At 66.3% G+C, this 12,380-nt stretch carries 1 protein-coding gene; it reads right to left on the reverse strand.

All coding sequences use genetic code 11. The features are described 5' to 3' along the window. Nucleotides 1–13: 13 nt before the first annotated feature. The gene (locus tag RZE79_RS34070) at nucleotides 14–12,238 is read right to left on the reverse strand and encodes an ESPR-type extended signal peptide-containing protein (protein ID WP_319361852.1); all 12,225 of its coding nucleotides are present in this window, start codon (nucleotides 12,236–12,238) and stop codon (nucleotides 14–16) included. Nucleotides 12,239–12,380 lie beyond the last annotated feature (142 nt).

Here is a 12,380-nt window from a genome sequence, read left to right on the forward strand (position 1 = left end):
CTTCACTCCCTCTTCAATTGAAGACCCATTCGGCGCCAACCGTGGCCGCAGCCCCAGCGCGACTCATGCCCACGCCACCGGTCACGCTCCAGCCGTTGTTCTCAGCCGTGCGACGGAAGCTGATACCCACCGCGCTCTCGCCCTTGAAGGTGCCATAGCCGACGCGCATCACCGTCTTGCCCGGCACCGAAGTGCCCGGCATTTGCACAGCCATCGCAGCGGCCACGCCGGCGTAGGCGTTCTTCGCCACGTTGCGGATCTCGCTGCCCAGCGCGTTGGTGCGCGCGTCGGTGTAGGCCGTGTTGGCGGCGCCGGCTTGGTTGAGCTGTTGCACGTTGACCGCGTCGGTCGGCGCCACGCCAGGCGCCACGTTCTGCACCGTCACCGGGCCGGTGGAGGCGCCGTTGCCCATGGTCACGCTGTTGTAGTTGACGCTGCCGTCCACGTTCGTGTCGTAGCGCACTGCGCTTTGCTGCACTGCTTGCAACTGGCGCACGTTCACCGCGTCGGTGGCCTGCGTGCCGCCGGCCACGTTGGTGATCTGGCGTTCGTTGCCGGTCGAGCCGACCGACACCGCCCCCTGCGCCGACTGCACCACGGTGTTCGAGAACATCTCGCGCTGGCCGTTCATGCCGGCGCGGTTGGCCACCGCGCCCTCGCCCAGTGCCACGCTGCTGGCCGTCGAGGCCGTGCTGTTGGCACCCAGCGCGATGCTGCCGGCCGCCTGGGCCTGCGCGCCGTTGCCGGTGGCGATGGAGTTGCTGCCCGTCGCAACGGCCTTCGGCCCGATCGCCACGCTCTCCGCGCCGTCGGCGCTCGAGTCGGCCGCCTTCGAGTTGGCGTGGAAGTACTTGATGCCGCCGCCACCGGTGGTCATGCTGTTGATCGCCTGGTTCGTCGCGTACAGCTGGCTGCCGTTCACCGCGTTGGTGCTGGTGGCGCTGATCTCGCCGGCCGCGACGTTGGTGATCTGGCGCTCGTTGCCCTCCGAGCCGACGCTGACCACGCCCACCGGCTTGGTGCCGGCGAACTGGTAGGTCGTGCCCTGAAGCGTGACCGCTTCGGTCGGCTTGGCGTCCGATGTGGTCGAGTTGTTGCCCAGCGCCACGCTGTTCTTCGTTGTGACCACGGCGCCGGTGCCGACCGCCACGCCCTGGTCGGCCTTGACGACCGCGCCGGAGCCCACTGCCGTGCTATCGGTCCCGGTGGACGTGGGTGCCACGTAGGTCGTCGGCGAACCGGTGATCCACTTGCTGCCCGCTGCCGCGGCCTGGCTCGCCACCGCTTGCAGCTGTGCCACGTTGACCGCGTCGCTCAGGGCGGAGCCGGCGGCCACGCCGGTGATCTGGCGGAACACCCCCTTGGCCACGTCGCCCACGCCCACAGCACCCGTGGTGCTGGTGGTGGCTGCGATGGCATCCGATTGCGCAGCGGTCGCGCCCGGCGGCACATAACCCTGAACGCCCCCCGTCCGGCCCGCCACCGAGCCTGCGCCCAGGGCCGCACCGCCGTAAGCGGTAGCTGTGCTTCCTGCGCCCAGCGCCAGACTGAAATCGCCGGTGGCGCCGCTCTGACCACCCACCGCGACACTCGCCACGCCCGAGGCCCTCGAATATGCGCCCGCAGCCAGGCTGCCATCACCCACGGCCCGTGCCCAATGGCCGAAGGCCGCGCTATCAATGCCATAAGCGCCCGAGAAGTAGCCCACCGCCGTGCTGCGGTCGCCCATCGCCCAGGCGGCATTGCCGATCGACGTGGCGCTGATGCCCGCGGCCTGCGCCGCAGTGCCCATGGCCACTGCGTTGGCGGCGGTCGCCTGCGCGTCCTTGCCCGAGGCAATGGCGTCGACACCGGTGGCACCGTCGTTGTTCTCGTTGCCGCCGCCGGTCGAGTTCACGCTGTAGTACTTGGTCTTGCTCTCGGCCACGGTGTCCTTGAGCTGGCTGACGTTCACCGCATCGGTGTTGGCCACGCCCGGCGCGACATTCGTGATCACCTTGCCGCCAGCGTTGACGCCCGCCGTGGTCACGCTCGGACCGCCGACGATGGTCAGGCCGGTCGCGCCGAGGGTGACGTTCGGGCCGACCGTCACGCCGGCGTTGTTCATCACCGTGTCGCCGGTGGTCACGCTGTCGAACTTCACGTCCTTGGCCGTGGCCACGGTCAGCGTGTTGCCGTTGCGCGTGACCACCATGTTGTCGCCGTTGGCAAAGTTGGCCGTGCCGCCCGGTGCGATGTTCTGCGGCGTCGCCTCGCCGTTCGCGCTCAGGTTCCAGCCCTTGCTGGCCGTGGTGTCGACCAGCTTGAGCTGCTCCTCGGTGGCCGCGCGGCCCACGGTCGCAAAGCTCGGGTCGGTCAGCGTCTTGTTGCTCAGGCCCTTGATGTCATTGCTGACACCGCTGAGGTTCACAGTGCCGCTGGTCACGCCGCCGGCTGCAACGACCGTGGTCGTCGTGCCATTGGTCACCGTGGTACCCGCTGCCGACGTCTTCGTGACATTGCCTGCGCCGTCGTTCACGGTGAGGCCCGTGGTGTTGAGCACGCTCTGGCCCACCGTCACGCTATTGTTGACCTTCACGTCGTCGGCCAGCTTGAAGTCGAGGTCCGTGCCCGTGCGTGTGATCGTGACGTTGCTGTCCGAGTTGCTGAAGTCGACCTTGCCGCCCGGTGCGACATTGCCACCGGTTGCCTCTCCGTTGGCCGCCACGTTCCAGCCTGCGCTGGCCGTGTCATTGACGATCTTCAGCTGTTCTTCGGTAGCCCCACGACCCACGGTCGCGAAGCTCGGGTCGGTCAACGTCGTGTTGCTCAGGCCCTTGATGTCGTTGGTGACACCGCTGAGATTCACGCTGCCGCTGGTCACGCCGCCGGCTGCGACGACCGTGCTCGTCGTTCCGTTCGTCACGGTGGTGCCTGAGGCCGTCGTCTTCGTGACATTGCCCGCGCCGTCGTTCACAGTCAGGCCCGTCGTGTTGAGCACGCTCTGGCCCACGGTCACGCTGTTGTTGACCTTCACGTCGTCGGCGAGCTTCACATCGAGATTCGTGCCCGTACGCGTGATCGTGACGTTGCTGTCCGAGTTGCTGAAGTCGACCTTGCCGCCTGGCGCGACGTTGCCACCGATGGCTTCGCCGTTCGCGGCCACGTTCCAACCGGTGTTGGCCGTGTCGTTGACGATCTTGAGCTGTTCTTCAGTGGCGCCACGACCCACGGTCGCGAAGCTCGGGTCGGTCAACGTCGTGTTGCTCAGGCCCTTGATGTCGTTGGTGACACCGCTGAGATTCACTGTACCGCTGGTCACGCCACCCGCCGCGACGACCGTGGTCGTCGTGCCGTTGGTCACCGTGGTGCCTGCGGCCGACGTCTTCGTGACATTGCCTGCGCCGTCGTTCACGGTGAGGCCCGTGGTGTTGAGCACGCTCTGGCCCACCGTCACGCTGTTGTTGACCTTCACGTCGTCGGCCAGCTTGAAGTCGAGGTCCGTGCCGCTGCGTGTGATGGCGATGTTGCTGTCAGAGTTGCTGAAATCGACCTTGCCGCCCGGCGCGACGTTGCCACCCGTGGCTTCGCCATTGGCCGCGACATTCCAGCCTGCGCTGGCGGTGTCGTTGACCAGCCTGAGTTGCTCTTCAGTCGCGCCACGACCCACAGTCGCGAACGTCGGATCGGTCAGCGTCTTGTTGCTCAACCCCTTGATGTCATTGGTGACACCGCTGAGGTTCACGCTGCCGCTGGTCACGCCACCGGCAGCCACGGCAGTGGTCGTGGTGCCATTGTTGACCGTGAGGCCGGTGGTGTTGAGCACGCTTTGCCCCACCGTCACGCTGTTGTTGACCTTGACGTCGTCGGCCAGCTTGAGATCCAGGTTCGTACCGCTTCGCGTGATGGCGATGTTGCTGTCCGAATTGCTGAAGTCCACCTTGCTGCCCGGTGCCACGTTGCCACCGGTTGCCTCTCCGTTGGCCGCCACGTTCCAGCCTGCGCTGGCCGTGTTGTTGACCAGCTTGAGCTGCTCTTCGGTGGCGCCACGGCCCACGGTGGCGAACGTCGGATCGCTCAGCGTCGTGTTGCTCAGGCCCTTGATGTCGTTGGTGACACCGCTGAGGTTCACGTTGCCGCTGGTGACGCCGCCTGCGGCTACTGCGGTGGTCGTCGTGCCGTTGTTGACCGTCAGGCCCGTGGTGTTGAGCACACTCTGACCGACGGTCACGCTGTTGTTGACCTTGACGTCGTCAGCCAGCTTGACGTCGAGATCCGTGCCCGTGCGCGTGATCGTGATGTTGCTGTCCGAGTTGCTGAAGTCGACCTTGCCGCCCGGGGCGACATTGCCGCCCGTGGCTTCGCCGTTGGCCGCCACGTTCCAGCCCTTGTTGGCCGTGGTGTCGACCAGCTTGAGCTGCTCTTCGGTGGCCGCGCGGCCCACGGTGGCAAAGCTCGGATCGGTCAGCGTCGTGTTGCTCAGGCCCTGGATGTCATTGCTGACGCCACTGAGGTTCACGTTGCCGCTGGTCACGCCACCAGCCGCCACCGCAGTGGTCGTCGTGCCGTTGTTGACCGTGAGGCCAGTGGTATTGAGCACGCTCTGGCCCACCGTCACGCTGTTGTTGACCTTGACGTCGTCAGCCAGCTTGACGTCGAGATCCGTGCCCGTGCGCGTGATCGCGATGTTGCTGTCGGAATTGCTGAAATCCACCTTGCCGCCCGGCGCCACGTTGCCACCGGTAGCTTCGCCATTGGCCGCTACGTTCCAGCCTGCACTGGCCGTGTCGTTGACGATCTTGAGCTGCTCTTCAGTGGCACCACGGCCCACCGTCGCGAAGCTCGGATCCGTCAGCGTCTTGTTGCTCAGCCCCTGGATGTCGTTGCTGACACCGCTCAGCTTCACATCGCCGCTGGTCACGCCACCGGCGGCCACCGAGGTGGTCGTGGTGCCGTTGTTGACCGTCAGGCCCGTGGTGTTGAGCACGCTCTGGCCCACCGTCACGCTGTTGTTGACCTTCACGTCGTCGGCCAGCTTGACATCGAGATCCGTGCCCGTGCGCGTGATCGCGATGTTGCTGTCCGAATTGCTGAAGTCGACCTTCGCCCCCGGCGCCACATTGCCGCCCGTGGCTTCGCCGTTGGCGGCCACGTTCCAGCCTGCGCTGGCCGTGTCGTTCACGATCTTGAGCTGTTCTTCAGTGGCGCCACGGCCCACGGTCGCGAAGCTCGGGTCGGTCAACGTCGTGTTGCTCAGACCTCGGATGTCGTTGGTGACGCCACTGAGGTTCACCGTGCCGCTGGTTACGCCACCGGCAGCCATCGCCGTCGTAGTCGTGCCGTTGGTCACGGTGGAGCCCGTCGCCGACGTCGTCGTAACGTTGCCTGCGCCGTCGTTCACGGTGAGGCCCGTGGTGTTGAGCACGCTCTGGCCCACCGTCACGCTGTTGTTGACCTTCACGTCGTCGGCCAGCTTGAGGTCCAGGTTCGTGCCGCTTCGCGTGATGGCGATGTTGCTGTCCGAATTGCTGAAGTCCACCTTGCCGCCCGGTGCCACGTTGCCGCCTGTAGCTTCGCCATTGGCCGCGACATTCCAGCCTGCGCTGGCCGTGTCGTTGACCAGCTTGAGCTGCTCTTCGGTGGCGCCACGGCCAACCGTGGCGAAGCTCGGGTCCGTCAACGTCTTGTTGCTCAGGCCCTGGATGTCGTTGGTGACACCGCTCAGCTTCACATCACCGCTGGTCACACCGCCGGCTGCAACCTGAGTCGTCGTGGTGCCGTTGTTGACCGTGAGGCCCGTGGTGTTGAGCACGCTCTGCCCCACCGTCACGCTGTTGTTGACCTTCACGTCGTCAACGAGCTTGAAGTCCAGGTCCGTGCCCGTGCGCGTGATCGCGATGTTGCTGTCCGAGTTGCTGAAGTCGACCTTCCCGCCCGGGGCGACATTGCCGCCCGTGGCTTCGCCATTGGCCGCCACGTTCCAGCCCTTGTTGGCCGTGGTGTCGACCAGCTTGAGCTGCTCTTCGGTGGCCGCGCGGCCCACGGTGGCAAAGCTCGGATCGGTCAGCGTCGTGTTGCTCAGGCCCTGGATGTCATTGCTGACGCCACTGAGCTTCACGTTGCCGCTGGTCACGCCACCGGCTGCGACCGCCGTCGTGGTCGTGCCGTTGGTCACGGTGGAGCCCGTCGCCGACGTCGTCGTGACGTTGCCTGCGCCGTCGTTCACCGTCAGGCCCGTGGTGTTGAGCACACTCTGACCCACCGTCACGCTGTTGTTGACCTTCACGTCGTCAGCCAGCTTGACGTCGAGATCCGTGCCCGTGCGCGTGATCGTGATGTTGCTGTCCGAATTGCTGAAGTCGACCTTGGCGCCTGGAGCCACATTGCCGCCGGTGGCCTCGCCGTTGGCAGCCACGTTCCAGCCCGCGTTGGCAGTCGCATCGACCGCCTTAAGCTGGCTCACGTTCACCGCATCGGTGTCGTCCGAACCGGCGGCCAGGTTGGTGATGCGTCGCTCCTTGCCCACGCTGCCTACCGACACTTCACCCATCGGTGTACCGGCCACCGACGCTACGCCGGCTGGCTTGTAGGCTTCCTTGAGTGCCAATGCCGCGGCGCTCTGCGTCGCCACCGAGCCCGCGCCCAGTGCCACGCCTTGTCCGGCGGTTGCCTTTGCCTGATCGCCGATAGCCACCGCACCTGCGGCATCGGCCAGCGTGTCGCTTCCCAACGCGATCGTATTGAGTTGCCCAGCCGTACTGGCTACTGCTCGCGTACCAATGGCGATGGCGCCCGTGACACCCACTCCTGTGGCATCGGCGCCTGCTCTCGCACCCGGACCAATGGCAATCTGGCCATAGGCGCTGCCTAGCGATGCGTTGGCACTTGGGCCACCAGCCAACGCACCTGCACCCATGGCAACCGAGCTGTTAATCGCCCGTGTGGAGTCTCCCAGCGCGAGTGCGCCATTGCCCACGCCCGTGGCACCGTTGCCGATGGCAACCGGGGCTGCGATAAGACCTGCTACTACGCCACCACCTCCACCACTCTCCGCAGTGGCCCCCGCACCAATGGCTACACCAGCACCATTGCCGCTCGCAGCCTTCGCGGCAGCACCCGTTCCGATTGCTACGGCGCTCGTTGCCGCTGCGGCAGTGGCAGCATTTTTCCCGATGGCAATGGAGTCGATACCTAGCGCACCCGTATTGTCGTAGTTGCCGCCACCGGAGGAATTGACACTGAAGTAATGCGTCTGCGTGGCCTTGAGTTGGGCCACGTTCACCGCGTCGGTGTTTTCCGTGCCGGCGGCCACGTTAGTGATCTGACGAGTGTCACCGTTGGCCCCCCCGCCCACGCTCACCGCGCCTAGCGTACTGACCCATGTGGCCGAGGCGTTGGTTGAGGCCAGACCGGTCGCGGGGTCATAACCCACTGCGCCCGCTGCTGTGTTAGCGACAGAAAGCGCCCCCAACGCCACACCACTCGCCACTGACGCCTCGCTGCCGTTACCAAAGGCGCTCGCACTAGTTGCGCTTGCGATTGCCCCACTTCCTAGAGCGGAGGCAAAGGCTGCGCTGGCATTGGCACCGCCGCCCACAGCAACTGCTGCCAGTTTGCTAGCTTCGCTGCCCGTACCGATTGCTACCGCCTGCGAGCTGCTGGCATTGCTTCCAACGCCCAGCGCGATGCTGGTCTGGCCGCTGGCCTGGCTGCCAGTGCCAATAGCCGCAGCCTGCGCCCCCGAAGCGTTGGCTTTCGTGCCGATTGCCAAGGCACCCGCGTTGTTGCCATTGAGAACGCCGGCGCCCCCCGTTGCGGTGGCGCCATCACCTATAGCAACACTGCTAAGCAAGGTCGCATTGGCGTTATTGCCGAGGGCGACGGCGTTTTCTGCGCCGCTGGCTGTGCGCGCGTTCACGCCGGCAGCCAAGCTGTTTTTACCCTGCGCCCCCTCGTTGGCGTAGTTGCCGCCCCTCACGCCTGCATCGTTCACACTGTAGTAGTGTGTCTGCCCCGCTCTCAGCTGGCTCACGTTGACGGCGTCGGTCGGCTCTGCGCCCGCCGCTACGTTGGTGATGCGGCGGTGCACGACGGCGCCACCTGCCAGGGCGGGAATGCCGCCCACACTGACTTCGCCCGCCGCCTTGGTGCCAGCGACGTCGGCCAGATTTCCGGTCGGGGAGTAGGCTGCATTGCCCAGCGTGCTGCCATTGGCCACGCTCTGCGAACCCAGGGCCACCGAACCTTCATGGGTGACGCTGCTGCCAAGGCCCAGCGCTGTTCCGGACTTCGCCAGCGCCGAGGCTAATGATCCGACTGCGGTGGTGTAGTCGCCATTGGCCTGAGCGCCTGCGCCCTGCGCTGTTGCGCTCGTTCCCAAGGCGTTCGCGGAGCCCCCTAACGCCGTGCTGTCGACCCCAACGGCCTTGGCTCTCCCCCCGACGGCGGTGTTGCCACTGGACGCCGGATACGACGGACCGGTGGTGGCGTCGCCGCCCGCGACGGTGCCAGCGCCGATCGCCGTGTTGTATTGCCCATCGGCGTTGGCGTTGCTGCCAAACGCCGCGGTGGCATTGCCCCGGGCGCTGGCAGTCCTGCCGACGGCGGTGCCGCCTTGGTCAACCGCTAACCCGCCCCCTGCATTCGTCGCCTTCGCATCGCTGCCGATCGCGATGGTGTAGTCGCCGTTGGCGCTGGCATTCACGCCTGCGGCCAGCGCGTTCGCGCCCGTCGCGCCATCATTGCCATAGTTGCTGCCAGCGCCGGTCACAGTGGAGCTGACACTGTAGTAGTGTGTCGCCCCCGCTGCCATGGCAGCATTCACCGCCTTGAGCTGGCTCACGTTCACCGCGTCTGTGTCCACTGTACCCGCTGCCACGTTGGTGATCTGGCGGAACTTGCCGGTCGCCGCGTCGCCCACGCTCACCGCGCCCAGATTGCTGTTGGTGGCGTTGATGGCGGCGGCCTGCGCGGTGGTGACGCCGGTGGGCACGTAGCCCGTGCGGGTGGGGTCTTCCAGGAAAGACTTGGTGTCAGCGATCGAGTTGGCGCCCAACGCCACACCGCTGCCAGCCGTGGCTTGCGCGCCCTGGCCCACGGCCGTGGCGGCCACGCCTGTTGCCTTGCTGAACTGCCCCAGCGAAGTGGCGCGTTCGCCGTCAGCCTGTGCCGACTGGCCCAACGAGGTGCCATACGCGCCCGCCGCCGTGGCGTACTGGCCGATGGCCGAGCTGTAGGTGCCCGTGGCTTCTGCGTGCTGACCCACGGCCGTCGAGTTGTCACCGTCGGCCACTGCGCCTTCGCCCACAGCGGTGGTCCAGATCTTGGTGGCGTAGCTGTGCTGGCCCAGTGCCGTGGAATGGTCACCAATGGCGCGAGCGTACTGGCCCGCTGCCGTGCTGGCCAGGCCGCTGGCAATGGTGCCCATGCCGACAGCCACCGAGTTGTCGCCCGTGGACTGCGCTTCCTGGCCTACGGCGGTCGCAAAAGCGCCGTCCGAGCGCGAGGCCTGGCCGACCGAAGTCGAGCGCTCGCCGATGGACTGGCTGAACTGGCCCACGGCCGTGGACCACAACCCCGGGGCTTGAGCCGCCTGCCCCACCGCCGTGGTGTTCTCGTTGCTGGCCAGTGAACCTTGGCCCACCGCGGTCGAGTACACCTGCGTCGCCTGGCTGTACTGTCCCAGCGCTGTCGCGAACTTAGCCGTCGCGTGGCTGTCCTGGCCCAAGGCCGTGGCGTATTGACTCGTGGCCTGGCTCCATTGACCCACGGCGGTCGACTCCTGGCCGCTGGCATTGGCGATCTGACCGATTGCCGTGCCACGGTATTCCGCGACGGAGCCTTGGCCTACCGCAGTTCCTTCCCAGCTATTAGCGCTGCTGTTCTGGCCCACTGCCGTACTGTGCTGGCCGGCTCGGCTCAACGAGCCCACGGCGGTCGCGAACTCGTCGGACGCGGTCGATGCTTCGCCAAGTGCTGTGGAAGCCCAGCCTTGCGCGCGGGCGCCACGGCCGGCTGCAGTAGATGCCGCGCCACTTGCCACCGCATCCGCTCCGAGGGCAGTCGATCCCCAGATCTCAGCGCGGGAGCCAGCACCCAGGGCAGTCGAGAATTCACCACTCGCACTCGCACCCGTGCCCACGGCAGTCGTGTTCCGATCAGGGGCATACGCGCTTGCGCCCAAGGCGGTAGCGGACTCTGCAGCGGCATATGCACCAGCGCCCACGGCGGTGGCGTTGGGTGCAGCACCGGTGCCCGTGGGATCACCAGCAAACGCACGTGCACCGAGGGCCGTCGTGTAGTTGGATTCCGCCGTGGCGTGCTGCCCCGCCGCCAGCGTTTCGACGCCCAATGCCCCGTCGTTGTTGAAGTTGGTGCCGTCGATCGCTGGCGTGATGGGAATTGCAGTGCCAGTGTCGTTGACGCTGAAGTAGTGCGTGGTGGCCGCAGCCTGCGCGGCCTTGAGCTGACTCACGTTGACCGCGTCAGTGTCCGCACCACCAGCTGCGACATTGGAAACGCGCCGTTCCGCGCCCGAGGCTCCTACGCTCACCACATTGCTACCGATGGCGGTGCCCGCCACCGTTGCGCCGTTGGGCGCATACGAGGTCACGGTCGAGGCCGCCACAGTGCTGCCGTTGCCAATGCCCACCGCGCCATCCAGGCCAGCCGCAATGGTCACGTTGTTGCCCATTGCGAAGGCGTTGTCGGACGCGATGGTGTTGTTATTGCCCAGCGCGTAGCTGCCCGAGCCACTGACGATGTTCGGGTCGCCGATGGCGCCGCTGTTGTCGCCGCTGACCTTGTTGCCGGTGCCGATGCTGATGCTGCTGGTGCCCGTGGCCTGGGCGCCCTTGCCGATGGCGATAGCGTTGGCTTTGGAGGCCAGCGACGACGTGCCGATGGCCACGGTGTCGTTGACCGGCTGGGCTGCCGTACCGATGCCTTGACCAGCCGTGTTGCCCATAGCGACGTTGTTGTTTCCGTTCGCACCAAAGCCGGCGAACGAGCCGCTAGCGACGTTGCTGCTGCCGGAAACGTTGCTGCCTGCGTACGACCCGTTGGCGACGTTGGCCTCTCCCGTCACATCACTGCCTGCAAAGTAGCCAGTGGCCACGTTGTTCGCGCCGCTGACGCGGTAACCTGCATTCGGGCCGACACCCACGTTGTTGCTGCCGGTGACCGCGCTCCCAGCGTTGTTACCCACGCCCGTATTGCCGCTGCCGCGGACGTCCCGGCCCGAGCTATTACCCACGCCCGTGTTGTTGTTACCTGTAACCTGCACCTGCGAGCCGTTGCCCATGGCGGTGTTCTGAGAACCCGAGACGCTCTGGCCCGCCTCGTAGCCGACGGCCGCGTTGTAGCCTCCGCTGCTGTTCTGCCCGGCGTTGTAGCCAACGCCCATGCTGCCCAGCGGGATGCCGGCCCCCTTGCCGGCGCCTTCGCCGATGTAGATGGACCGTTGCGAGGGGGCTTCGGCGCCCAGGCCGATGGCGATGGCGCCCTGAGACCCTTGGGCCTTGGCGCCAGCGCCCAAAGCAATGTTGCCGATAGCCGCGGTCCCCTCGGACACGGCACCAGTGCCGATGGCAATGCTATTTGTGCTTGTTGCCTTGGCGCCGTAACCAGCGGCAAAGGCCTGCACGCCGTCTGCCTTCGTGTTCTCACCGATTGCGACGGCACGGAGTCCAGTGGCCTGGGCTTGGAGCCCCATCGCCACGGATTGGCTTCCGATCGCCTTGGCATCGGGGCCGATGGCCGTGCTGTTCACCCCAAGGGCGCCGGAGTTGGCTTGCGTCGAGTTGCCAACCACTGTCGAATTCACATGCAGGTACGGCGTCTCGTCGACGCTTACCCAACGTCCCCCCTTCCACGTCACCAGGCCTTGGGTCAGGCCGTTGGTGGTGGTGCCGGCGGTGGTGTTGAAAAGCATCATCCCGTCGGCCGGCACGCCGCCGGGCAAGCCCCACGTGGTGGCGTCGGTGAGCGCGACGCGCGGCATCATCACGCCGCGGGTGTACGAATTGATATCAAGAACAGCGCCGGGCACGGGGTCGGGCGACGCGTGTCCCGTGTAGTCGGTAATCGCCGCCTGCGCATTTGCGTTGCTGGCGGCACCCAACAGCGCCGCCCCCATCACGCCAGCCGTCACTGCCGCGCGCACTACGCTCCCGCGCTTGCCGCGCGCCCGGGTGGCTTCCGACGCAGCAACCCATGCGCCGAGCGATTCATTCCAGATGGATCGATAAGACTTGTTCATTTCCCAGTTCCTCGGTTTGAACCGGCCTTAGCTCCAAGAGCGAGCTGAGATGACCGGTGATGTGGAGTGATCGGAGCGCCGGGTGGCGCTACAGGGGGCGGATGATGTCGAGGGTCTCCAAGAGCAAACTGGCTGGCGTGAG

Origin of the sequence: Variovorax sp. EBFNA2 (assembly GCF_033802765.1) — a bacterium.
In the GTDB taxonomy this organism is placed as follows: domain Bacteria; phylum Pseudomonadota; class Gammaproteobacteria; order Burkholderiales; family Burkholderiaceae_C; genus Variovorax; species Variovorax paradoxus_H.